Consider the following 22,416-nt stretch of genomic DNA (forward strand, 5'->3'; position numbering starts at 1 on the left):
TGCTCGGATTCACCATGAGCGGGCACGCCAGGTCTGCGCTTTCATCGCTGTCAGGAATTCATGTTTTGACGTCACGCTTTTACGGATGCCTCCTGGTGCTCGGCTACTGCCTGTTGGCAGCCCTTGCCCAGGCACAGGACTCTCCCGCTTCCTCGAATCAGGCCGCCTTTTCCGCTCGCGGCGGCAACGAGTTCCTGCCGGTCGATCAGGCCTTTCATGCCTACGCCTGGCATGACGACGAACGGGTCTACGTCGGCATCCGCAACCAGCCCGGCTACTATCTCTATCGTCATCGCTTCGGCCTGGAAAGTCGCCAACCCGGAATCGCGCTGGGATCGTTCAGGATCCCGCCCGGCCAGTTCAAGCACGATCAATATCTGGGCGATGTCCATGTCTTCTACGATCAGGTCGAGATCAGCGCGCCGCTGGCCGGCGGTGACGACCTCGCCTCCCAGGCTCCGATACCGATCACGCTCTCCTTCCAGGGGTGTGCCGATGCGGGGCTCTGTTATCCCCCCGAGCACTGGTCGCTGACCGCCAAGGCCGGGCCGCCGCCCGCCGCCTATCGCGATGCCAGCCGTGACGCCAAGGCCTCGCCGATCCTATCGCCGGCATCCGGTCCCGAGGCCACCCGCGATCCTTTCTCCGCATCGCCCGGGGACGAACCGCTCTCGAATTCGGCCATCGCTCCCGAAGTGTCTATCCCCGACAGGTCTATCTCCGGCACGTCTATCCCCGACACGTCCAGACCAACGGCGGCTCTGTCTCCCGCTTCAGCCAGCGAGAGCAACGCGCTGCCGGTCGCCACCGCCGATGGCCAATTTCAATCCCTGCTCCGCGAAGGCCTCGGGGCGAGCACGCTGGGGCTTTTCTTCCTCGCGGGGCTAGGGCTGACCTTCACCCCCTGCGTGCTGCCCATGCTGCCGATCCTGACCTCCATCATCGTGGGCCAGAACGCGCGTCGCGGGCGGGCGCTGCTACTATCGGCGAGCTATGTGATCGGCATGGTCTCGACGTTCACGCTGCTCGGCACGCTGATGGGCGTCTTCGGCGCCTCGCTCAATCTCCAGGCGCGGATGCAATCCGGCTGGATACTGGTCCCCTTCGCGCTGCTTTTCGTGCTCTTCGCGATGGCGATGTTCGGCGCGTTCGACCTGCGGCTTCCCAACGGGATTAGCCAGCGGGTCGATACCTGGCAAGGCCGAATGCAGCGCAGCGGCCCGCTCGGCCTGGCCGCGGCCGGCGCCCTGTCGGTGCTGGTGGTGTCACCCTGCGTTTCCGCACCGCTGGCCGGCGCGCTGGTCTTCATCTCCTCCACCGGCGACGCCCTGGGCGGCGCACTGGCGCTGCTCGCGCTGGGTGCCGGCATGGGGGTGCCGCTGATTCTCGTCGGGACTTTCGGCGGGCAGTGGCTGCCCCGCGCCGGCGCCTGGATGAAAGGCATCAAGGCGTTGTTCGGCGTGATGCTGCTGGGCGTCGCGATCTGGCTGGTCGAGCGCCTGCTGCCGGCACCGGCGGTCTTGCTGCTGTGGGGAGCGCTGACGCTGGGTTGCGCGCTGGCCCTGGGCGCGCTGGATAGACAGATCGGCGGTGGCTGGCCGCGGGTGCGCCAGGCGGCCGGCTGGGTACTGCTGGTGTGGGGCGTGGCGATGGTCTGGGGCGCGGCCCAGGGTAGTGGCGATCCACTGCGCCCCTTGCCGGGATCGAACGCCGAGGCGTCTTCGGAAACGTCGAACCTGGCCTTCCGGACCGTCAATCACCTCGACCAGCTCGAGTCGGCACTGGCCTCGGCGCGTGCCAGCGGGCGGCCGATCATGGTCGATGTCAGCGCCGAATGGTGCATCTCGTGCAAAGTGATGGAGCAGACGGTCTTCCCCGCGCCGGCCGTGGCCGAACGCCTGGCGGATTTCACATTGATCCGCGCCGACGTGACCCAGGACACCACCGCAAGCCGTGAGCTGCTCGATCACTACCAGCTGTTCGGGCCACCGGCGCTGCTGTTTTTCGCCGACGGCACGGAGCTTCGACGGGCCCGCATCCAGGGAGAAGTCGACGCCGAAGCGCTGACTCGCCATCTGGATGCGGTGAAGCGGCTGGCACATGACCGCTCTTCAGTGGCGTCCGGTTCCTAGTTCTTGGCTTTCAGTTCTTAGTTCTTAGTTCTTAGTTCTCAGTTCTCAGTTCTTAGTTCGCAGCTCCTGGTTCATGGTTCTGCGCCGTTAACCCTCGGCAATGGAAACCAGGTATTAACGAACATCGTTCGATGGTGAGGGTGGACACTCTCAGCATTTTTCGGCAAACTTCGACACCAACGAAAACGGTGCGCCGAGACGCCATCTTGCAACAAAGTGACGCGATCTCGACAATCCATGAAAGGGTTAACAGCGCAAGGACAGTCATGGCTAGACTCCTGGTTCTCAACGGTCCCAACCTGAATCTGCTCGGCACACGCGAGCCGGCGGTCTACGGCACGACCACCCTGGAGGACATCCGGATTCGCTTGACCGAGCGCGCACTGAGCGCCGGCCATCAACTGGATTGGCTACAGTCCAACGCCGAGCATGAACTGGTCGAGCGAGTACACCGCGCGAAGCAGGAGAACATCGATTTCATCCTGCTCAATCCGGCCGCCTTCACCCACACCAGCGTGGCCCTGCGCGACGCGCTGACCGGTGTCGCCATCCCGTTCATCGAACTGCACCTTTCCAACGTGCACGCGCGCGAACCGTTTCGTTCACATTCCTATTTCTCCGACGTCGCCCGTGGCGTCATCGCGGGATTCGGCGCCGATAGCTACGTGCTGGCGCTGGATGCCGCGTTCAGGCAGCTGGATCGAGACTGATCCCTTTTTTCGCCAGCGGACGTTTAGCGACACGCGTCGCACGCTACTGTCATATCCGACTTCCATATCCAACTATCGCATTCAACCAAACCGAGACATCGCCATGGATATACGCAAGGTCAAGAAACTCATCGAACTCCTGGAAGAGTCCAACATCAGCGAAATCGAGATCCAGGAAGGCGAAGAGTCCGTGCGCATTAGCCGCCACCCTAACGGTTTCGGCGCCATGCAGCAGCCAATGGTCATGCAACAGCAGCAGCCGATGGCACCTTCCGCGCCAGCGGCACCGAGCGCGCCGGTTGCCGAAGCCGGCGACGCGGCACCGGCCCAGCCTGCCGGTCACGCAGTGACCTCGCCCATGGTCGGCACCTTCTACCGCTCCCCGGCGCCGGGCGCCAAGGCGTTCGTCGAAGTCGGCCAGAGCGTCAAGAAAGGCGATACCGTGTGTATCGTCGAAGCGATGAAGATGATGAACCAGATCGAAGCCGACAAGGATGGCGTGATCGAAGCAATCCTGGTCGAGGATGGCGAGCCGGTCGAATTCGACCAGCCGATGATCATCATCAACTGATCATCTTCCACTAGGGCCACACGAGCGAAACCATCATGTTGGACAAGGTACTCATCGCCAACCGCGGCGAGATCGCCCTTCGCATCCTGCGCGCCTGCAAGGAGCTGGGGATCAAGACCGTGGCGGTTCATTCCAAGGCCGACCGGGAGCTGATGCACGTGCGCCTGGCAGACGAAGCCGTCTGCATCGGCCCCGCTTCCTCGGCGCAATCCTACTTGAACATCCCGGCCCTGATCAGCGCGGCCGAGGTGACGGATTCCAGCGCCATCCACCCCGGCTACGGCTTTCTCGCCGAGAATGCCAACTTCGCCGAGCAGGTGGAGCGCTCCGGATTCACCTTCGTCGGGCCACGCGCCGAGACCATCCGGCTGATGGGCGACAAGGTCAGCGCGATCAACGCCATGAAGGCAGCGGGCGTGCCGACGGTGCCGGGCTCCGACGGCCCGCTGCCGGACGACGACGCCGAGATCCGTCGTATCGCCGGCCGTATCGGCTACCCCGTGATCATCAAGGCGGCAGCCGGTGGTGGCGGCCGCGGCATGCGCGTGGTGCGCAACGATGATGAAGTCGCCAAGGCGGCCAGCGTGACGCGCTCCGAAGCCGCAGCGGCTTTCGGCGACGGCACCGTCTACATGGAGAAGTTCCTCGAGAACCCGCGCCACGTGGAAGTCCAGGTGCTGGCCGACGGTCAAGGCAACGCGATCCATCTCTTCGATCGTGACTGCTCGCTGCAGCGTCGCCACCAGAAGGTGCTCGAGGAAGCCCCGGCACCGCATCTCGACCCGGAAGCGCGCGCCAAGGTGCTGAAGGCCTGTACCGACGCCTGCATCGAGATCAACTACCGTGGCGCCGGCACCTTCGAATTCCTCTACGAGGACGGCGAGTTCTTCTTCATCGAGATGAACACCCGCGTCCAGGTCGAACACCCCGTGACCGAAATGGTCACCGGCGTCGATATCGTCAAGGAACAGCTGCGTATCGCCTGCGGTCAGCCGCTGTCGATCCGTCAGGAAGATGTCGAACTGCGCGGCCACGCCTTCGAGTGCCGCATCAACGCCGAAGACTCCCGCACCTTCATGCCCTCCCCCGGCAAGATCAATCTCTACCACCCGCCGGGCGGTCTCGGGGTACGCATGGATTCCCACATCTACACTGGCTACAGCGTGCCGCCGCATTACGACTCCCTGATCGGCAAGCTGATCACCTGGGGGGCGGATCGCGAAATAGCCCTGGTGCGGATGCGCAATGCGCTGGACGAGCTGCTGGTCGAAGGCATCAAGACCAACATCGATCTGCAGAAGGATCTGGTGCGTGACAGCGCCTTCCAGCGTGGTGGGGTCAATATCCACTACCTTGAAAAGAAGCTCGGGCTGAGCTGAGTTCCGAGCATTGACGACGGGGCGGCCTATCCTTCGAAGGCCGCCCCGTTTTCGTCCTGATCTTCACTCGATCCTCAGGCTCTGCCTGAAACCGGCGAGCCCGGCTCATGCAGACAGAGCACAAACTTCATTCCGGGAGAGCTACCCATGGCGTGGCTACAACTCAAGGCATCCATTGCCCCCGAGCAGGCCGAATGGCTGGAAGAACTGCTGCTTGCCGAGGGCGCCAGCGCGATTACCCTGCAGGACGCCCACGACGAGCCGGTGTTCGAACCCGACCGCGGCACGACGCCGTTGTGGTCGGAAACCGTACTCACGGGGCTTTACGACGACCTCAACGAGGTCGAGGCGATGATCGAACGCGTTCAGCGCGCGTGGGCCGAGCAGTTGCCCGACGACCCGGCGCCGCAGATCGAGTACGAGCTCCTGGCCGATCGCGACTGGGAGCGCGAATGGATGGACGGCTTCGAACCGCTGCGCATGGGCCAGCGCCTGTGGATCGTGCCGAGCTGGCACGAGGCGCCCGATCCCGATGCGGTCAACCTGCTGCTCGACCCCGGCCTCGCCTTCGGCACCGGCACCCACCCCACCACCGCACTCTGCCTCGGCTGGCTGGACGCACAGGATCTCGCCGGACGACAGATTCTCGACTACGGTTGCGGTTCCGGCATTCTCGCCATCGCCGCGCTCAAGCTGGGAGCCGATACCGCCGTCGGTGTCGATATCGACCCGCAGGCACTGCAGGCGAGCCGCGACAACGCCGAACGCAACCAGATCGACGAGGCGAGCCTGATCCTCGATTACCCGGAAAAGATCGGTCGGGGCGAGTTCGAGATCGTCGTCGCCAACATCCTGGCCGGGCCGCTGATCGACATGGCCTCGACGATCGCCGCCCGGGTCCGGCCCGCCGGCCAGCTGGCGCTGTCGGGCATCCTCGCCGCCCAGGCGGAATCGGTGCTGGATGCCTATCGCGGCCAGGGAATTCTCATGGACGAGCCGCAGGAAAAAGAGGGCTGGGTTCTGCTGACCGGGCACCGGCCGGGCTGAGGTTTTGTAAAGCCGCTCCCTCGTCTCGGCCCTCCGGCTGTCTCGGCCCTCCGGCTGTGAAGACATTCATGCGGCATTGCCCACGCCTGAAAGCGTTTCATGCGGTACCTCTGCGCGCTACGGCTTAGGTCGCGAGTCGACAAACAGCGCTTCAACAACGCCGGGGTGATCGGTATCATAGCCTCCCCGTTTTGCCTGAGCCTATGTAACGATGCGTGATTTGGTGTCACCGCAGACCGATCGCCCGTTACCCCGCATCGGCCATCACACGCTACCCAACCGCGTGATTCTGGCCCCCATGGCCGGGGTAACCGATCGTCCTTTCCGACAGCTTTGCCGCGAGCTGGGCGCCGGGCTGGTGGTGTCGGAAATGGTGACCTCCGACAGTCGGCTGTGGCATACCCGCAAGTCTCGCCAGCGCATGATCCATCGCGGCGAGCCGGGGCCACGTTCGGTACAGATCGCCGGCGGCGACCCGCAGATGCTCGCCGAAGCCGCACGACTCAACGCCGAGGCCGGCGCCGAGATCGTCGACATCAACATGGGCTGCCCGGCCAAGAAAGTCTGCAACAAGGCGGCGGGCTCTGCCCTGCTGCGAGACGAGAAGCTGGTCGCGGACATTCTCGACGCCGTGGTGGCGGCAGTCGACATTCCGGTCACGCTGAAGATTCGCACCGGCTGGTGCGCCGAGAGCCGCAACGGGGAACGTGTCGCCAGGCTTGCCGAGGACGCCGGCATCGCCGCGCTGGCCGTGCATGGCCGGACTCGCGAGCAGCGTTACACCGGGACGGCCGAATACGACACCATCGCCGCGATCAAGCAGCAGGTGTCGATACCGGTCTTTGCCAACGGGGACATCACGACGCCGCAACGCGCCGCCGAAGTACTGGCCTACACCGGCGCCGATGCGGTGATGATCGGCCGCGGTGCCCAGGGCAACCCGTGGCTGTTCAGAGAGATCGAGCATTACCTGCGTACCGGCCGCGAACATGCGCCGCCCAGCGCGGAAGAGATCGCCACCACCATGCAACGTCACCTGCGCGCGCTGCATGAGCATTACGGCGACTATCTCGGCGTCAGAGTCGCCCGCAAGCATGTCGGCTGGTATCTCGCCGCGCGTGACCCCGGCCGCGAACACCGTGCCCGTTTCAATCGTCTCGAGCAGGCCACGCAACAATTCGAGTTTCTCCATGAACTCTTTCGCGGTGACGCCGCCGCGATCGGTAACGGAACCCACGCAGCATGAATAGCCGGCAGCCTTTAGCCCTCGATGGAGAATCCCCATCCGAGGTCGATCCTCTTCAGATGCCCGATGCGCTGTCTCACACGACGTTGCGAGAGTGCGTCGAGCGCGTCATGGAGCGCTACTTTTCGCACCTCGAGGGGGAATCCGTCTCGAATCTCTACACCATGGTACTGGCGGAAGTCGAAGCGCCCCTGCTCGAGGTCGTGATGCGCAACGTCGAAGGCAACCAGACCCGCGCTGCCGAACTGCTCGGTCTCAACCGTGGCACGCTGCGCAAGAAGCTCAAGCAGTACGATTTGATCTAACGGTGCGATTGATCCAGCGATGCGATTGATCCAGCGGCGCGGTTCGATCCACCATGATGATTCGACCCAGCCGGCACGATCCGAAACAATGACACGACCGTACGACCTGACCCGAATCTCCTTCGCTTCGCTCCAGCGGAGCCTATCCGGACGGGCGATGCCCTGGGCGCCAGCCGTCTCATCGTCAACCGTCTCGCCGTAAAAAAGAGTGGACTGGCATGTCTCAAAATTCTGCTTCTACTGCCCCCCGGGCCATCCGTCGCGCACTGCTCAGCGTGTCCGACAAGACCGGCGTTGTCGACTTCGCCCGTGAGCTGGCAGCTCGCGGCGTCGAGCTGCTCTCGACCGGCGGCACCTACCGCCTGCTCCAGGAAAACGGCATCGCCGTGACCGAAGTCTCGGCCCACACCGGTTTCCCGGAGATCATGGATGGCCGGGTCAAGACGCTGCACCCGAAGATTCACGGCGGGATCCTTGGCCGGCGCGGGCAGGATGACGCCGTCATGGCGGAACACGGCATCGATCCCATCGACATGGTCGTGGTCAATCTCTACCCGTTCGAGCAGACCGTCGCCAAGCCGGACTGCACGCTGGAAGACGCGGTCGAGAACATCGATATCGGCGGCCCGACGATGGTTCGCGCCTGCGCCAAGAACCACGAGCACACCACGATCGTGGTCAGCGCCGACGACTATTCCCGCATCCTGAAGGACATGGCCAGCCATGAGGGCGGCGTCAGCCACAAGACCCGCTTCGACCTGGCAATCAAGGCGTTCGAGCATACCGCTGCCTACGATGCCGCCATCGCCAACTACTTCGGCCAGCGCGTGGGTAACGGCGAGCCCGATTTCCCGCGCACCCTGTCGTTGCAGTTCACCAAGAAGCAAGGCATGCGCTACGGTGAGAACCCGCACCAGAAAGCCGCGTTTTACATTGAATCGGGCACGGTCGAGTCAGGCACGGTCGAGCCCGGCCAGCAGGAAGCCAGCATTGCCACCGCCGAACAGCTCCAGGGCAAGGCGCTCTCCTTCAACAATGTCGCCGATACCGATGCAGCGCTGGAGTGCGTCAAGTCCTTCACCAAGCCGGCCTGCGTGATCGTCAAGCATGCCAACCCCTGCGGCGTCGCCGTGGTGCCGGAAGCCGACGGCGGCATCCGCAAGGCCTACGGCCTCGCCTTCGCAACCGACAGCGAATCCGCCTTCGGCGGCATCATCGCCTTCAACCGCGAGCTGGACGGCGATACCGCCAGCGCGATCGTCGCGCGCCAGTTCGTCGAGGTCATTATCGCACCGCGCATCTCGGCGGAAGCCCGCGAAGCCGTCGCCAGCAAGACCAACGTGCGCCTGCTGGAGTGCGGCGAGCTGCCCGCGAAGAGCGCCGAAGGCTGGGACTACAAGCGCGTCAATGGCGGCTTGCTGGTACAGAGCCGCGACACCGGCATGATCGCCGCCGAGGATCTCAAGGTGGTCACCCAGCGAGCGCCGACCGAGCAGGAGCTGCACGACCTCGTCTTCGCCTGGAAGGTCGCCAAGTTCGTCAAGTCCAACGCCATCGTCTACGCCAGGAACCGCCAGACCGTCGGCGTCGGCGCCGGCCAGATGAGCCGCGTCAACTCCGCCCGCATCGCCGGCATCAAGGCCGAACACGCCGGCCTGCAGGTCGAAGGCTCCGTCATGGCATCGGACGCCTTCTTCCCCTTCCGCGATGGCCTGGACAACGCCGCCGCCGCCGGCATCACCGCCGTCATCCAGCCCGGCGGCTCGATGCGCGACGAGGAAGTGATCGCCGCCGCCAACGAAGCAGGCATCGCGATGGTGTTTACCGGCATGCGCCACTTCCGACACTGAGCCGCGAGCCGCGAGCCGCGAGCCGCGAGCCGCGAGCCGCGAAAAACAGCGTGACTGTGAAACGAAGAACGCCAGCGACATTGTCGCTGGCGTTCTTCGTTCGAAGTTCGAAGCTCGAAGCTCGAAGCTCGAAGCTCGAAGCTCGAAGCTCGAAGCTCGAAGCTCGAAGCTCGAAGCTCGAAGCTCGAAGCTCGAAGCTCAGTCTGACTCTTTCCCCAGATCGATGCAGAGGTACTTGGTCTCGAGGTATTCATCGAGCCCATACTTGGAGCCTTCGCGGCCGAGGCCGGAGGCCTTGACGCCGCCGAACGGGGCGCTGGCGTTGGAGATCAGGCCGGTGTTGATGCCGACCATGCCGTATTCGAGCGCTTCGGCGACGCGCCAGACACGCCCCAGATCCTTCGAGTAGAAGTAGGAGGCCAACCCGAACTGGGTGTCGTTGGCCATACGCACGGCTTCTTCTTCTGTCTCGAAGGGGAATACCGCGGCCAGGGGGCCGAAGGTCTCTTCGCTGGCGACCTTCATTTCCGGCGTGGCGTGGCTGACCAGCGTCGGGGAGAAGAAACGCCCGCCCAGAGAATGCTCGTGGCCGCCGAGCAGCAGCTGCGCGCCCTTGTCGGTGGCGTCCTTGATGTGATCAGTCACCTTGGCCACGGCATCGTCATCGATCAGCGGGCCGATGTTTACGCCCTCCTCGAATCCTTCACCGACCTTGAGCTCGCTGTTCATCGCGGCCGCCAGCTTCTCGCTGAAGGCGTTGATCACGCTCGACTGGACGAGGAAACGGTTGGTGCAGACGCAGGTCTGTCCGGCATTGCGGAACTTGGAGGCGATCGCGCCTTCGACCGCGGCGTCCAGGTCGGCATCCTCGAATACCAGGAACGGCGCGTTGCCGCCCAGCTCCAACGATATCTTCTGGATGTGCTGCGCAGCGCCGGCCATCAACGAGCTGCCGACTTCGGTCGAGCCGGTGAAGGTGACCTTGCGTACCACCGGGGAGTCGGTCATCGCCTTGGCGATCTCGCTGGCCTTGCCCGGCACGACGTTGAACACGCCACGCGGAACACCGGCCTGCTCTGCCAGTGCGGCCAGCGCGGTCGCGGAGAACGGTGTCTGGCTGGCCGGCTTGATCACGATGGTGCAGCCCGCCGCCAGCGCGGCAGCGGCCTTGCGCGTGATCATCGATGAGGGGAAGTTCCACGGCGTGATGGCGCCGACGACGCCCACCGGCTGCTTGGTGACCACGATGCGCTGCTGGTTGCTGGCCGCGGGGATGGTGTCGCCATAGATACGCCGCGCTTCCTCGGCGAACCAGCGCATGAAACTGGCGGCATAGACGATCTCGCCCGCCGCTTCCTTGACCGGCTTTCCCTGCTCGGCGGTCATGATCGCCGCCAGCTCATCCTTGTTCTCGAGCATCAGCTCGTACCACTTCATCAGGATGTCGGCCCGCTCCAGCGCGGTGTGGTTGCGCCACGCCGGCAATGCGGCCTCGGCAGCGTCGATGGCACGCTCGGTCTCGGCGCGGCCCAGTCGCGGCATGTGCCCCAGGATCTCGCCCGTGGCGGGGTTGTCGACATCGATCTGCTCACCGCTGTCGGCGGCAACCCAGTTACCATCGATATAGGCAAACGGTCTGAACAGCGCGCTCTCTTTGACAGACTGCACCTTGAGGGACTGTGCTTTGTCGGACTGTGCTTTGTCGGATTGCATGACTCACTCCTTCCTTGATGTGCTTGCCGATCGCAGGCATTCGGCCCACGCAGGCCGGTCGTTGCCGTGGTGCGACGAGCAATGAAATCGTTCATGACGACGGCGTGTGACAGTGATGCCAGTGTCACGACTCCTGCGTCAAGGATGGCGCGTTAGCGTCACCTGTGCCAGTCACGATCGGTCACGCCGCGAGTCATTCATAAGCGCGTCATTCGTGACCGGACCGATGCCGTGGCAGCATCATCGCGATGCCACTCGGGGCCAGGGCGATTACAGCTGCGACCAGAGCGTCACGCCGACGGCAATCGCGATCGCGGCGCCGCTCAGCCAGTAGCCGTTGAACCGCTGGGGCTGGCGATGCACGTGACGCAATCCCAGCCAGGCCAGCACGATCGCCACGACTTCCACCACCGGCGCGTAACGCCCGGCGCTCAGCCCGACGACCGACACCACGAACGCTGCCAGCGCCCAGTGGGAAAGTCGTTTGCGCCGTGTCTTGCCGTCGACGCCGCGAGTGCTGCTGGCGCGGCGCTGCGCCTCGGGGCGATTGAAGACCTGGATCGCCTGTCCGTCGCGGAGCTCGAAGCGAACCGGGGTGCCGGCGCTGGGCAGGCCGCGACCACGCCACTGTGCGAAATCGAACGGATAGCGCTTGCCGTCGCTCTCCACCTCGCCGGTCTGGGCTTCGTCGTCGAAATGAAAAAGGCGACCATCCATGCAGCTATCCTTGTGGCTCTCTTTAACGGCTCTCTTTACCGACTGGCTTTACCGGCTGGCTTTTGACGAGTGCGACGACCGACGGCGCCTCTGTCAGCGACCGTTGACCAGCATCAGGAACTCCTGACGCGTCGTCTGGTTCTTGCGAAAACTCCCCAGCATCACCGACGTGGTCATGCTGGAATTCTGCTTCTCCACACCGCGCATCATCATGCACATATGCTGCGCCTCGATCACCACGCCAACACCGAGGGCTCCCGTGACCTGCATGATCGCCTCGGCGATTTCACGGGTCAGGTTTTCCTGAATCTGCAGCCGGCGGGCATACATATCGACGATCCGTGCGAACTTCGACAGCCCCAGCACCTTGCCCTGGGGCAGATAGGCAATGTGGCACTTGCCGATGAACGGCAGCACGTGATGCTCGCACATCGAATACATCTCGATGTCCTTGATCAGCACCATTTCATCGGTATCGGAAGCGAAGACCGCGCCATTGACCAGTGTCTCCAGCGACTGGCTGTAGCCCTGGGTCAGGAACTGCATAGCCTTGGCGGCACGCATCGGGGTATCGCGCAGGCCCTCGCGCTGGGGATCTTCTCCCAGCTTCTCGAGAATCCCGTGGAAGTGGCCTGCCAGTTGCTCTGTCATGTTGCTGCCTTGTCTATCGGTATCGTCATCGAATGCTCGCGGCCGCGATCACATTCGGCCCCCAAATCGGTGTCAGCCGATTCTAGCGAAACTCCGGCGGCACCACTATCTCGTCGATCCAGGCAATTGCGTCGATACGGACAATTTCGCCGACACAGACAGTCTCTTCGATACGGACAATTCGCATCGCGACTCGCCACGGGGCGAGTCGCGCACTTCGACAGGACGCTAGCCGATCAGGCCAGCCAGCGCGGCGAGTCGAGGGCCACGCGTTGCTGTTCGAGATGGCGAATATGCTGATCCCAGTAGCCGCTCTCGGCGACGTAAGGGAAGGCTCGGGGAAACGCAGGATCTTCCCATCGCGCCGTCACCCAGGCACTGTGACGAATCAGGCGCAAGGTTCGCAGGGCCTCGATCCAATCGAGCTGGCGGCGGTCGAATTCGCGGGTCATCTCGTAGCCTTCGATGATTTCGGACAGCTGCATCTGCCACTCTTCGGGAAACTGGGCGGTCAGCAGCATCCACAGATCCTGCACCGCCGGCGCCATCAGGCAGTCATCGAAGTCGACCAGAGAGAACTGCTCGTCACGCCCCAGCATATTGCCGAGGTGACAGTCGCCGTGAACGCGCTGCATCGCGCTGTCCGGCCAGGCGTGATCCGCCAGCAGCGGTAGTAGCGAATCGATTACGCGGTCGTAGGTCTTGCGCTGTCGAGCATCGAGCCAGCTCGCCTGGAGAACTCGGCTGCGACTCTCCTCGATCATCGTGTTCGGATCGAGCCGCAGCCGATACCGGAAAGGCTGGCGAGCCCCGACCTCATGGACCCGGCCGATCAGTTCGCCGAGAGCAAAGAGATGCGCCGGGTCTTCGAGCTCCGGGGCCTGGCCGACGACATGCGCGAACAGGGCAAAGCGGAAACCCTCGAAGTGATGCAGCGTCCGACCCGTATCGTCTGCCCAAGGCGCCCCCACCGAGATCGACTCCGCCGCGAGCGCCTGCAGAAATTCATGCTCTTCGAGAATCTGCTCGTCGCTCCAGCGCTCCGGGCGATAGAACTTCACCACCCAGCGGCGGCGGTCGTCGTCGGTCAACGAGTAGACACGATTCTCGTAGCTGTTGAGCGCGAACGGCTCGCCGGGCAACCAGAAGCCGAGCGACTCGACGGCCTCGACGACCCGCTGCGGCGTCAATGTCTCGAACGGATGCAGGGAAACGGCGCTCATACGGACCTCGACTGACGGCGGGATGCATGCGCGCATGCTATCAGATTCGTGCCGAGGGCGTACGCGCGAAGGCCAGCACCGTGACCCGCCGCGCCCCCGCTTCCCGGCAGGCGATCGCCAGCGACTCCAGCGTCGCGCCGGTGGTCATCACGTCATCGACGACCACGACCGCCGGCGGTAACGGCTGGGCCACGGTGAACGCACGCTTCACATTGCGCCGCCGAGAGAGGCGGTCCAGGCCACGCTGGGATGGCGTCTCGCGCCGTCGTTCGGCCTCGATCACCGGCATTTTCAACCGCGCGGCCAGACGCTTCGTCAGCCACGCCGTGTGGTCGAATCCACGCTCCCGGGTCCGCTCGCGGTGACCGGGGACACCGATCACCGCCTCGCCGACATCGGGCGATCGGCTCAGGGTGGCAAGCATGAGTTGAACCAGCACCTCGCCAGCCCTCGCATCCGCCGAGAACTTGTAGCGCTGTATCAGACGAGCCACCCGCGACTCGTAGCGCAGCGGCACCCACGCGGCCTGCTGCGCGGGGGGATGCTTCAAGCATCGCCCACACTGGCGCGGCGCTGACGACGCAGAGGAGAGCATCGGCAGCGGTTCGGCGCAGAGAGAACAAGCGCTCTGGTTCCAGGGCATATCCGCAAAGCACTCGACGCACCAGGGCGAACCGCCAGCGACGGCCGTATGGCAAAAGGCACAGTAACCCGGCAGCGCCCGCTTCAACTGCGCGTTGATCCAGTCCACCAATCCGCGAGCCATTGGCCGCACCACTTCCAGACGCCGCATCATTGGTATTCTCTCGACTGCTCCGCTCTCGATCATCTCAATGATGATGTCGACCGCGGCGGCGAAAACTGAAGCGCCGGCAGCTAGCCACCAGGGTTCGATCGAGCAACGATTGACATCGATGAAGCCGCCAGTACAATGAGCGCGCCTATCGAATTGCGGATGTGGTGGAATTGGTAGACACGCTAGATTTAGGTTCTAGTGCCGAAAGGTGTGGGAGTTCGAGTCTCCCCATCCGCACCAAGCAAGTTTCCTGACTCTCCTCTGAAGTAACGCCAATCCCGAAAAGCCAGCATCCAAGCGGCTTTACCGCCCTGATCGCACTAGATCAATCTGGTTCATCCCATCTCGCGCGGTACATCGATATGTATATCGAAAGTTCGTGTGTACAAGCATGCGCTGGGGAACGCTATGGAGCGCTCGCGGTGCCAGAGGCGACCGAGCCCGCCATACTCTTCCGCTCGAGGAACGATCACTCGTCGAGATGACGTATCCATTGCCGGACGCGCCATCGCTGGAGCCGATTGGCATAGCGTTTGGTGTCCAGCGATACCGGTACCAGAGTGCAGCTATCACCCTCTTTCATATGCAGGCGGAAGCGGCGCTCCGCACCGATCGGGTGATCTTCACTGCCGTAGATGGCGACGACGCGGATATCGAGAAAGTGAAACACAGTATCATCCATCGGGCGATTGCGTTCGAGCTTTACACCGTGGACGCTGCACAAGCGCTTCAGAATGGCCTCGAAAGTCCCGACGTGGCTGTAGCTCCCGGAGAGCATGGGCCCTTGGCTGGACTGCATGCCCTGCCTACGTTCCTCGTGTTCCGCTTCCGACGAGTCCTCGGAATCGGCCTTGTCCTGCCGATGGTCGGCCTCGAAGTCGATCATGTCATTGGTCAACGAACCCTTGCTGGTGTGCAAGGTCACGATGATATGTTCCAGAAAGATCGGCTCGGAGCTCATGTTGCTGATCAGGCAAAGCGAGGTCAGGTCGTTGCCGTGACCACGATTGATAATGATGCGAGGGCGCCGTGTTCGGGCGAAGTTCCGGTAGAGGATCTGGGCGTAAAAGAACCATACAAAGAGCGTCAATATGCTCGTGATGGCGGTAATCGCTTTACTGTGTTCTGACAACCATTCCATGGTCGTGATCGGCTCCTGCCTGCTTGACTCGAGAAGGCGTCAATGTAGGCGAGAACGATGGCGGGCGATATAACTTAGTTTGTGTAACAGAGCACGGACGAGGCCAGGCCTCGGAAATACGAAAGGCGGGCCTCTCGGCCCGCCTTTAACTAACCGCCTGAACCCGGACTTCCTGTCCTATCGTTGCGTCATCCTGACGAAGCGTGGTTCACGGTAATGCTTGAGCCTTGTCATCCCCATCCTGAGTCCGACAGGCTGGCAGTCTTCCGTGACTGCGGATCCAACTCACCTGGTACGTCCTTGAGCCCATCCTTGGGTACGGTGAGTCAGCTAACGGGGATAAAGTTATACAAGAGTTATCTTCGGGTCAAGTTTCCATCAAATTTTTACTGCCTGGAATGACAGTCATGCCGGAATCGCGCGAGAGAGCCGGAAAGAAGAGAGAACCCGCCGAAGGGGATCGAGTATCCGTTGGAGAAGAAAACCGACGGAAGGACGCCGGCTTTCGGGACACCTGCCTACACTTGCGCCATGGAGCTCAATGCCAGAGGCGAAAGAGACCACACAGCACCTCCGCCAGCCACGCGCCAACCCTTCCTGAGCTCCTGAGCCTTGCGACTCGTTCCCTGGCCCATGCCACTAACCAACGCCGAGCGTAAGTCCCTTGGTCACGTCCCTGCAGCAGCCTTCACAGAAAGAATTGGGCAAATGTTAGATCAATACATTACAGACAGCAAAGCGAGGTACAGACTATTGTCCAACAATGAGTAGCATGCAGACCACGCGAACGGCGAAGGCGGACTCTGACAGGCGTGCAGTTCAGGCAGCCGAAGCGCCTGCCCGCCCTCCTATAGCGCCAAACAAATGGGCATATCAATTAATTCTCTTATTACCAAAAACGGAAACTGCGCTATCCTGCGCGCATGACCGTGACGGATGGCATTGACTCATCCATCACCCAATTCTGCTTCAGGGGGGATCTGTTCTCATGGCAAAACGATCGACTTCAACCGCGCCGTGGCGCCGAACCACGCTGGCCTTGGCACTGGGCCTCGCCACGTCTCTGGGCGCGATGACAACGCAGGCCGATACGCTGCGAGTCGGCATGTCGGGCGGCTATTATCCCTTTACCTACGTCGAACAGGATGAGCTCAAGGGCTTCGAGGTCGATCTGATGAATGCGATCGGCGACATCACCGGCGACGATGTCGAATTCGTGACCGCCAGCTTCTCCGGGCTGGCCGGCATGCTGGACTCCAGGCGGATCGATACTATCGCCAACCAGATCACCATCACGCCAGAACGCCAGGAGAAATATCTCTTCAGCGATCCTTACGTCTACGATGGCGCACAGGTCGTGGTTCGCAAAGGTAACGATGCCATCCACGGCGTCGAGGACCTCAAGGGCAAGACGGTCGCGGTCAACCTCGGCTCCAACTACGAGCAGCTGTTGAACGAGCTGCCCTATGCAGACGAGATCGACATCAAGACTTACGACTCCAACATCGAACAGGACGTCGCCCTGGGGCGCGCCGATGCGTTCGTCATGGATCGCGTCAGCGCCACGCAGGTGATCAAGGACAAGCCGTTGCCGCTAGAGCTGGCCGGCCAGCCTTTTTCCAAAATCGAGAACGCTTATCCGTTCCGCGACGACGAAGCCGGCCAGGCACTGCGGGACCGGATCAACGAGGCGCTCGCCCAGTTGCGTGAAAGCGGCAAGTTGAGCGACATTTCGGAGAAATGGTTCGGGACCGACATTACCCAACCGTGATCGACGTTTCGCAACAACGGCCCATGGCGCTGACCGGCACCATGGGCTTTTCCGTTATCTGAGGTCGCCAAGCGCGGAGCGCCACGCACTATGCACGCACTCGATTTCGACTACATGCTGGGCCTGGTGCCCATTCTTCTCGGTTATCTGCCCCTGACTCTCGAGATGGCAGCCGCCGGCATGGCCTGCGCCCTGGTACTGGCCTGCCTGCTCGCCGTCATACGGGTGACTCGTATTCCCGGCCTCAACGCCGTTGCGCTGCTGTTCATCTCGTTCTTTCGCGGCACGCCGCTGCTGGTCCAGCTGTTCCTGTTCTACTACGGACTGCCTCAGGTACTGACCTTCCTGGTGGCGATCAATGGCGTTACCGCCACCATCCTTGGCCTGACGCTCCATTTTTCCGCCTACATGGCGGAGTCCATTCGCGCCGCCATCGTGGGCATCGACCGTAGCCAGACCGAAGCGGCACTCTCCATCGGCATGACACGAGCGCAGCTGATGCGAAGAATCGTGCTGCCGCAGGCGACCCGGATAGCAACGCCGACACTGATGAACTACTTCATCGACATGATCAAGTCGACATCGCTGGCGTTCACACTCGGTGTCACCGAGCTGATGGGGGCGACCCAGAAGGAAGCCGCCGGGAGCTTTCTCTACTTCGAGGCCTTCCTGGTGGTCGCGGTGATTTACTGGATCGTGGTCGAGGCACTCTCCTGGGTGCAAAAATGGCTGGAACAACGACTCAACCGGGCGTATCAGCGATGATCGAACTCAAGGGCATTCGCAAGCAATTCGGCGACCATGTCGTCTTCGACGACATCGATCTCACCCTCGAGCGCGGCGAGATCATCGTGATCGTCGGACCCTCCGGGACCGGCAAGTCCACCCTGCTGCGCTGCATCAACTTTCTCGAGACGCCCGATGCCGGCCATCTGACCGTTGGCGATCTCAGCCTCGACGCGACCCGCGCGACCCGTGAACAGATCCTCGCGCTGAGACGACGCACGGCGTTCGTGTTCCAGAACTATGCGCTGTTCGCCAACAAGACCGCGCTGCAGAACATCGCCGAGGGCATGATCGTGGTCGACGGCATGCCCAAGGCCAAGGCCTACGCCAGAGCCCGCGAGATTCTCGAGCGCATCGGCCTGGCCGACAAGGCCGATGCCTACCCCGCCTCGCTTTCCGGAGGCCAGCAGCAGCGCGTGGGCATCGGCCGGGCGATGGCGGCCAACGCCGACGTGATCCTGTTCGACGAGCCGACATCCGCGCTGGACCCGCAATGGGCGGAGGAAGTGCTCGGCCTGATGAAGCAGCTCGCGGCGGAACATCAGACCATGATCGTCGTCACTCACGAGATGCAGTTCGCCCGCGAGGTCGCCGATCGCGTGGTATTCATGGACCAGGGCCGCATCATCGAGCAGGCCCCGCCGGCGGAGCTGTTCAGCCAGCCCAAGGACGAGCGCACGCAACGGTTTCTGCGCAAGATCCTGGCGGCGAACGTCGTCTGATCGACGCTCGCCGCCAGCGGGATCAGCGCGATGAAGGCGGTCTTGAAAACCTTGGCGCGCTGCTGGCAGAAAATCGTCGGGAGCGATTTTCGACGCCGCCTAGCGGCGTCCCGAAGGGAGCCTGCCAGGGATGGCAAGCTCAAAGAAGCGCTCCACCACGTCGTCTCTCACGGGCGGCGTCAGGCAGGAGACGATCACGAACAGCGGCAGGTTGATCATCAAACCCCAGAACCCGGCGTGAATGCCGAGCGGATTGGGCCAGATCAGCGTGAACGCCAGCGTCACGCTGAACCCGCTCACGATCCCAGCCAGCACACCCCTCCGTGACGCGCGGGTCCACAGGAACATGCCGATGAATGCCGGCAACACTTGCGTCGCGAACCCCAGTCCCACCAGCAGGATCATGATCAGATTGCTCGGCTCGCTGATCGCCACCGGTGCCACGATCAACGCCATCACCGGAATCAGCAAGCGACGAGCGAGGCGCGCGGTGGCCGCATCGCCGAGGCGAAACAGCGGCTGAGCGATATCCTTGGCATAGGCCATCGACACCGAATGCAGAAACGGCTCGCAGGATGACATGGCAGCGGCCAGCGTTCCCGCTCCCAGCAGGCCCACCAGCCAGCTCGGCAGGTTCTGCAGCGCAAATTCGAGTGCCACGGTATCGGCCCGGCCCAGATTGGGGAGCGCGGTGATGCCGATGAAGCCCACCACCACCATCGGCAGCACGACAATATAATAGGTCGGCAGCCAGGTCGCGCTGCGCCGGATCGTGTCGGCCGAACGCGCGCTCATCCACTGGCTCCAGACCGGCGGCATGAACGAGAGCATCGAGACGATGATCGACGTGGTCCAGAACGCGAAGCTCATCTTGCCATCGGCCCCCGGCAGGGTCAGAAACGCCGGCCGTTCGGCAGCCAGGCGCTCGAAGACACCCGCGAACCCCATCTCGCCGGTAGCGTGATGAGCCGCCCACAGCCCGACCGTCCAGGCCACGACCAGCATCAGGATGCCCTGAAAGGCGTTGGTCAGGCCGATGGCCCGTTGACCGCTGACATAGAGATAGATCGCGATGACGCTAAGAATCACGATCACGCCGGCCCAGACCGGGATCCGCCCGCCGCTCATCACCGACAGAATGTAGGCGGACCCCATCGTCTGGAGTACCGCATAGGCCAGCGAGCCGATCGACATCACCAGCGCCGCCAGCCCGCCGAGCAGCGGACTCTGGTAGCGGTCGGCAATAGCCGCGCCCTGGGTGACATGTCCGAAGCGCTGGCCGAAGGCCCACACCTTGGGGCCGCAATACCATGCCACCAGCGCCAGATAGGAGAGATAGATCACCACGTAGAAGACGGCAACGCCCTTGCTGTAGGCCCAGCCGGGCGCGCCCATGAAGGTGTAGGCGCTGATGCTGCCCGCCGCGATCAGCAGATAGAGCGTTATCGGCCCCATGCTTCGCCCGGCAACGCCCCACTCCTCCAGGCTATCCATCAGGTGCCCGCCACGTGCGCGCAACCCGATGAACAGCGCAACGCCGATGTACCCCAGGGTGATCCACAGCGGCAACAGACTAGTCGTCATGAGAAGACACCCGCAGCCAGCGATTGGCAAGGAGCATGACCAGCCAGCACCCCAGCACGATCACGTAGGTCCATACCGCGAGCCACGGCAGCCCCAGCCATAGCCGCGGCTGGTTGAACCAGCCGATCACCGGCCACAGTCCCAGAGCGATCAGCGCCACGAACGCCAGAGTCAGGATCCATCCCTTACCCGAACGTGGGCGGACGACATAATGTTTCATCGATGTGTCTAGCCTTTGCAAAGTCTGGCCTGTGAAGAATCTGGCCTTTGAAGAACCTAGTCGTTGAAAGAGTCTCGTCTTTGGAGCGTCTCACCTTTGGAACGTCTCGTCTTCGAGGAGACTCGTCCTTGAAGTGTCTGGCGCCGCAAGCCCAAAGCGCCATAGAATCATACCGCATCGGGCATTGACGCCCGCCCGCCGTATCGTGAAGCCATTTTCTCTTCTAGGCTAGTAGCCGCTCAATCATAGGGAACGGCATGAAAAGGATTCACTTCAGCCTGCGCGAGTGGCTGCAACATACTGCATCGGCAGGCTATGTCGCCAAGGGAATCATCTACCTGACGATCGGTTGGTTGGCGCTACTGACCACGATAGGGCTTGGCGGCAGCGAAAGCGGCGCTTCGGACGTCATTCGCAAAATCGCGCTGTGGCCGTTCGGACGCGTGCTGCTGGCGCTGATGGGTCTGGGGCTCACCGCTTACGTCCTGTGGCGCCTGGCTCAGGCGTTCTGGGATACCGAGCGCAAGGGCAACGACTGGAAAGGCTGGCTTCAGCGGCTGGGGTTCGCGATCAGCGGCGGCCTCTATACCACGCTGGCCTGGCAATGTGCCACGCTGATCTTTCAGAGCCTCTCCCAGTCGCAAAGCAGCGGATCCTCCCAGAACACCGAACGGCTCATGGGTCTCCCGGGCGGCCGCTGGCTGCTGCTGGCCATCGGCCTCGTCTTCGTCGGCGTCGGTTTCCATCAACTGGTGCGCGCCTGGCGACGCGCCTATCGCAAGAACTGGCACCTGCAAAGCCGGCCCAATCCGCCCCTGCCCCTGCTCGAAGCCATCGCCCGGCTCGGTCTGGCGGCCCGCGGTGTCACCTTCCTGCTGATCGGCGGGCTGCTCGCACTAGCTGCGTGGCGTCTCTCGCCCGGCGATGCGCAAGGTCTCGGCGCGGCCCTGGACCTGCTGGCGCATCAGCCCTTCGGCGACTGGCTTCTCGGCGCGGTGGCCGTCGGCCTCATCGCCTATGGCGGCTACTGTTTCATCAATGCCGGCTATCGCCGGGTACGTCATCCGCGGCACTGATCGATTATCACGAAGCATGTGGCTCCGGAACGACCGGTCGGAGATCGAAGACAACTGGGGCCGATAGAGAAAGCCGCCCATGATGGGCGGCTTCCAGAGGCTGGCACCTGATGGCCCCAGAGAACTTTTCCGCTTCTGATACGAGGCGGCTCGGCCGACAATCAGCCCAGCATCAGCGCACCGCCGGCGGCGGCGATGGCGGCGCCGATACCGCGCATCCAGCGGTTGTCGCGCTGCATCAGCCAGCTGCCGGTCAAGCGACCCAGCAGCGTGATACCCACACTGGCGATGACGAAGCCGAGCGCGTAGAGCGCCGCCGACGCGCCCGGTGCGAGCTCGCTGCCGTGGGCGTGGCCGTGCAGCAGGATGAACGCGAAGACCAGCGTTCCGCCCAGCGCGCTGGGGAGCTTGACCAGACTGGCCAGCAACGCCCCTGCCAGCAGAACGCTGGAGGCGATACCGAACTCGACGCCGAGCAGCGGCACGCCACCCCAGGCGAGCCCGGCACCGGCGACCATGCCCAGGGCAATCAGCAGCGGCATGGCACGGCGCAGCGCGGGTGCCTGACGGCAGCTCCACAACCCGACCGCCAGCATGGCGAGCAGATGGTCCAGGCCGGACAGCGGATGCATCAAGCCGGCAAGAAAGCTGCCGCCGTGGGTGTGCGGCAGCGCTCCGGGATGCGCCATGGCCGCCGAAGCAGCCAGCATCGTCACCGGTGCGGCCAGCCAGGCCAGACGCCGAGCAGTGAGAAGGGATGAAGTCATGACGGTTCT

General features: G+C 63.1%; 21 protein-coding genes and 1 tRNA gene. 13 read left to right on the plus strand and 9 right to left on the minus strand.

Annotated features, from left to right (window positions below):
* Positions 1 to 65 precede the first annotated feature (65 nt).
* The 8 genes from dsbD (at position 66) to purH (ending at position 9,240) form a co-directional block, all read left to right on the plus strand.
* The gene (dsbD, locus tag R3F72_RS03095; RefSeq protein ID WP_332778886.1) at positions 66 to 2,132 is read left to right on the plus strand and encodes a protein-disulfide reductase DsbD; all 2,067 of its coding nucleotides are present in this window, start codon (positions 66 to 68) and stop codon (positions 2,130 to 2,132) included.
* Positions 2,133 to 2,398: 266 nt separating this feature from the next.
* Positions 2,399 to 2,842: a type II 3-dehydroquinate dehydratase gene (gene aroQ / locus R3F72_RS03100; RefSeq protein ID WP_087717958.1), complete on the plus strand. Its 444-nt coding sequence runs from the start codon at positions 2,399 to 2,401 to the stop codon at positions 2,840 to 2,842.
* Between the two features lie 103 nt (positions 2,843 to 2,945).
* Positions 2,946 to 3,413 carry an acetyl-CoA carboxylase biotin carboxyl carrier protein gene (gene accB / locus R3F72_RS03105; RefSeq protein ID WP_071232928.1) on the plus strand — a complete coding sequence of 156 codons (468 nt, stop codon included), beginning with the start codon at positions 2,946 to 2,948 and terminating at the stop codon, positions 3,411 to 3,413.
* Between the two features lie 35 nt (positions 3,414 to 3,448).
* A complete protein-coding gene (gene accC / locus R3F72_RS03110) occupies positions 3,449 to 4,792 on the plus strand; it encodes an acetyl-CoA carboxylase biotin carboxylase subunit (protein WP_087717959.1) in 1,344 nt (447 codons plus the stop codon).
* 147 nt (positions 4,793 to 4,939) lie between these two features.
* Positions 4,940 to 5,839 (plus strand): 50S ribosomal protein L11 methyltransferase, encoded by a 900-nt coding sequence (prmA, locus tag R3F72_RS03115; protein WP_332778887.1) that lies wholly within the window; start codon positions 4,940 to 4,942, stop codon positions 5,837 to 5,839.
* Positions 5,840 to 6,050: 211 nt separating this feature from the next.
* Positions 6,051 to 7,085 carry a tRNA dihydrouridine synthase DusB gene (dusB, locus tag R3F72_RS03120; protein ID WP_332778888.1) on the plus strand — a complete coding sequence of 345 codons (1,035 nt, stop codon included), beginning with the start codon at positions 6,051 to 6,053 and terminating at the stop codon, positions 7,083 to 7,085.
* Positions 7,086 to 7,144: 59 nt separating this feature from the next.
* Positions 7,145 to 7,390 carry a DNA-binding transcriptional regulator Fis gene (gene fis, locus R3F72_RS03125; RefSeq protein WP_071232932.1) on the plus strand — a complete coding sequence of 82 codons (246 nt, stop codon included), beginning with the start codon at positions 7,145 to 7,147 and terminating at the stop codon, positions 7,388 to 7,390.
* A gap of 218 nt (positions 7,391 to 7,608) precedes the next feature.
* Positions 7,609 to 9,240, plus strand: a complete 1,632-nt coding sequence (purH, locus tag R3F72_RS03130; RefSeq protein WP_332778889.1) for a bifunctional phosphoribosylaminoimidazolecarboxamide formyltransferase/IMP cyclohydrolase — start codon at positions 7,609 to 7,611, stop codon at positions 9,238 to 9,240.
* 198 nt (positions 9,241 to 9,438) lie between these two features.
* On the opposite strand, the gene R3F72_RS03135 is transcribed toward purH, so the two are convergent.
* The 5 genes from R3F72_RS03135 to R3F72_RS03155 all read right to left on the minus strand — a co-directional run bounded on the left by R3F72_RS03135 (position 9,439) and on the right by R3F72_RS03155 (position 14,340).
* The gene (locus R3F72_RS03135) at positions 9,439 to 10,953 is read right to left on the minus strand and encodes an NAD-dependent succinate-semialdehyde dehydrogenase (protein WP_442978323.1); all 1,515 of its coding nucleotides are present in this window, start codon (positions 10,951 to 10,953) and stop codon (positions 9,439 to 9,441) included.
* Between the two features lie 270 nt (positions 10,954 to 11,223).
* Positions 11,224 to 11,670 (minus strand): hypothetical protein, encoded by a 447-nt coding sequence (locus tag R3F72_RS03140; RefSeq protein WP_303856423.1) that lies wholly within the window; start codon positions 11,668 to 11,670, stop codon positions 11,224 to 11,226.
* 93 nt (positions 11,671 to 11,763) lie between these two features.
* Complete coding sequence (folE, locus tag R3F72_RS03145) at positions 11,764 to 12,321, minus strand: GTP cyclohydrolase I FolE (RefSeq protein WP_071232936.1); 558 nt, start codon at positions 12,319 to 12,321, stop codon at positions 11,764 to 11,766.
* Between the two features lie 236 nt (positions 12,322 to 12,557).
* Positions 12,558 to 13,544 (minus strand): serine/threonine protein kinase, encoded by a 987-nt coding sequence (locus tag R3F72_RS03150; RefSeq protein WP_087717964.1) that lies wholly within the window; start codon positions 13,542 to 13,544, stop codon positions 12,558 to 12,560.
* 40 nt (positions 13,545 to 13,584) lie between these two features.
* Positions 13,585 to 14,340, minus strand: coding sequence for a ComF family protein (locus tag R3F72_RS03155; RefSeq protein ID WP_256961054.1), 756 nt, complete (start codon positions 14,338 to 14,340; stop codon positions 13,585 to 13,587).
* Between the two features lie 155 nt (positions 14,341 to 14,495).
* Between R3F72_RS03155 and R3F72_RS03160 the strand changes: the two genes are divergently transcribed.
* Positions 14,496 to 14,580: transfer RNA gene (locus R3F72_RS03160), tRNA-Leu, on the plus strand.
* Between the two features lie 229 nt (positions 14,581 to 14,809).
* On the opposite strand, the gene R3F72_RS03165 is transcribed toward R3F72_RS03160, so the two are convergent.
* The gene (locus tag R3F72_RS03165) at positions 14,810 to 15,481 is read right to left on the minus strand and encodes a hypothetical protein (RefSeq protein ID WP_087717965.1); all 672 of its coding nucleotides are present in this window, start codon (positions 15,479 to 15,481) and stop codon (positions 14,810 to 14,812) included.
* A 988-nt stretch (positions 15,482 to 16,469) separates the two neighbouring features.
* Between R3F72_RS03165 and R3F72_RS03170 the strand changes: the two genes are divergently transcribed.
* The 3 genes from R3F72_RS03170 (at position 16,470) to R3F72_RS03180 (ending at position 18,760) form a co-directional block, all read left to right on the plus strand.
* On the plus strand, positions 16,470 to 17,252 hold the full coding sequence (locus R3F72_RS03170) for an amino acid ABC transporter substrate-binding protein (protein WP_442978324.1): 783 nt from the start codon (positions 16,470 to 16,472) through the stop codon (positions 17,250 to 17,252).
* A 90-nt stretch (positions 17,253 to 17,342) separates the two neighbouring features.
* Entirely contained in the window at positions 17,343 to 18,017 is a 675-nt protein-coding gene (locus R3F72_RS03175) for an amino acid ABC transporter permease (protein WP_332778890.1), read from the plus strand.
* Entirely contained in the window at positions 18,014 to 18,760 is a 747-nt protein-coding gene (locus R3F72_RS03180) for an amino acid ABC transporter ATP-binding protein (protein WP_332778891.1), read from the plus strand. Before R3F72_RS03175 ends, R3F72_RS03180 begins: the two co-directional genes overlap by 4 nt.
* A gap of 99 nt (positions 18,761 to 18,859) precedes the next feature.
* Here R3F72_RS03180 and R3F72_RS03185 read toward each other — a convergent pair whose 3' ends face one another.
* Complete coding sequence (locus tag R3F72_RS03185; RefSeq protein WP_087717969.1) at positions 18,860 to 20,344, minus strand: sodium:solute symporter family protein; 1,485 nt, start codon at positions 20,342 to 20,344, stop codon at positions 18,860 to 18,862.
* The gene (locus R3F72_RS03190) at positions 20,334 to 20,564 is read right to left on the minus strand and encodes a hypothetical protein (RefSeq protein ID WP_087717970.1); all 231 of its coding nucleotides are present in this window, start codon (positions 20,562 to 20,564) and stop codon (positions 20,334 to 20,336) included. The genes R3F72_RS03185 and R3F72_RS03190 overlap by 11 nt, the downstream gene beginning before the upstream one ends.
* 257 nt (positions 20,565 to 20,821) lie before the next feature.
* Between R3F72_RS03190 and R3F72_RS03195 the strand changes: the two genes are divergently transcribed.
* Positions 20,822 to 21,640, plus strand: coding sequence for a DUF1206 domain-containing protein (locus R3F72_RS03195; protein WP_087717971.1), 819 nt, complete (start codon positions 20,822 to 20,824; stop codon positions 21,638 to 21,640).
* Positions 21,641 to 21,801: 161 nt separating this feature from the next.
* Here R3F72_RS03195 and R3F72_RS03200 read toward each other — a convergent pair whose 3' ends face one another.
* The gene (locus R3F72_RS03200) at positions 21,802 to 22,407 is read right to left on the minus strand and encodes a HupE/UreJ family protein (protein WP_087717972.1); all 606 of its coding nucleotides are present in this window, start codon (positions 22,405 to 22,407) and stop codon (positions 21,802 to 21,804) included.
* Positions 22,408 to 22,416 lie beyond the last annotated feature (9 nt).

The sequence above is a fragment of the Salinicola sp. 4072 genome, from assembly GCF_036663415.1.
In the GTDB taxonomy this organism is placed as follows: Bacteria; Pseudomonadota; Gammaproteobacteria; order Pseudomonadales; family Halomonadaceae; genus Salinicola; species Salinicola salarius_A.

Excerpts from the sequence above, each read along its gene's own strand:
- R3F72_RS03170 (WP_442978324.1), top strand. The coding sequence starts at position 16,470 with ATGGCAAAACGATCGACTTCAACCGCGCCGTGGCGCCGAACCACGCTG.
- R3F72_RS03140 (WP_303856423.1), bottom strand. The coding sequence starts at position 11,670 with ATGGATGGTCGCCTTTTTCATTTCGACGACGAAGCCCAGACCGGCGAG.
- accB (WP_071232928.1), top strand. The coding sequence starts at position 2,946 with ATGGATATACGCAAGGTCAAGAAACTCATCGAACTCCTGGAAGAGTCC.
- dusB (WP_332778888.1), top strand. The coding sequence starts at position 6,051 with ATGCGTGATTTGGTGTCACCGCAGACCGATCGCCCGTTACCCCGCATC.
- R3F72_RS03185 (WP_087717969.1), bottom strand. The coding sequence starts at position 20,344 with ATGACGACTAGTCTGTTGCCGCTGTGGATCACCCTGGGGTACATCGGC.
- R3F72_RS03180 (WP_332778891.1), top strand. The coding sequence starts at position 18,014 with ATGATCGAACTCAAGGGCATTCGCAAGCAATTCGGCGACCATGTCGTC.
- R3F72_RS03200 (WP_087717972.1), bottom strand. The coding sequence starts at position 22,407 with ATGACTTCATCCCTTCTCACTGCTCGGCGTCTGGCCTGGCTGGCCGCA.
- accC (WP_087717959.1), top strand. The coding sequence starts at position 3,449 with ATGTTGGACAAGGTACTCATCGCCAACCGCGGCGAGATCGCCCTTCGC.
- folE (WP_071232936.1), bottom strand. The coding sequence starts at position 12,321 with ATGACAGAGCAACTGGCAGGCCACTTCCACGGGATTCTCGAGAAGCTG.
- R3F72_RS03135 (WP_442978323.1), bottom strand. The coding sequence starts at position 10,953 with ATGCAATCCGACAAAGCACAGTCCGACAAAGCACAGTCCCTCAAGGTG.
- fis (WP_071232932.1), top strand. The coding sequence starts at position 7,145 with ATGCCCGATGCGCTGTCTCACACGACGTTGCGAGAGTGCGTCGAGCGC.
- prmA (WP_332778887.1), top strand. The coding sequence starts at position 4,940 with ATGGCGTGGCTACAACTCAAGGCATCCATTGCCCCCGAGCAGGCCGAA.
- R3F72_RS03195 (WP_087717971.1), top strand. The coding sequence starts at position 20,822 with ATGAAAAGGATTCACTTCAGCCTGCGCGAGTGGCTGCAACATACTGCA.
- R3F72_RS03190 (WP_087717970.1), bottom strand. The coding sequence starts at position 20,564 with ATGAAACATTATGTCGTCCGCCCACGTTCGGGTAAGGGATGGATCCTG.
- R3F72_RS03150 (WP_087717964.1), bottom strand. The coding sequence starts at position 13,544 with ATGAGCGCCGTTTCCCTGCATCCGTTCGAGACATTGACGCCGCAGCGG.
- aroQ (WP_087717958.1), top strand. The coding sequence starts at position 2,399 with ATGGCTAGACTCCTGGTTCTCAACGGTCCCAACCTGAATCTGCTCGGC.
- purH (WP_332778889.1), top strand. The coding sequence starts at position 7,609 with ATGTCTCAAAATTCTGCTTCTACTGCCCCCCGGGCCATCCGTCGCGCA.
- R3F72_RS03155 (WP_256961054.1), bottom strand. The coding sequence starts at position 14,340 with ATGATGCGGCGTCTGGAAGTGGTGCGGCCAATGGCTCGCGGATTGGTG.
- R3F72_RS03175 (WP_332778890.1), top strand. The coding sequence starts at position 17,343 with ATGCACGCACTCGATTTCGACTACATGCTGGGCCTGGTGCCCATTCTT.
- R3F72_RS03165 (WP_087717965.1), bottom strand. The coding sequence starts at position 15,481 with ATGGAATGGTTGTCAGAACACAGTAAAGCGATTACCGCCATCACGAGC.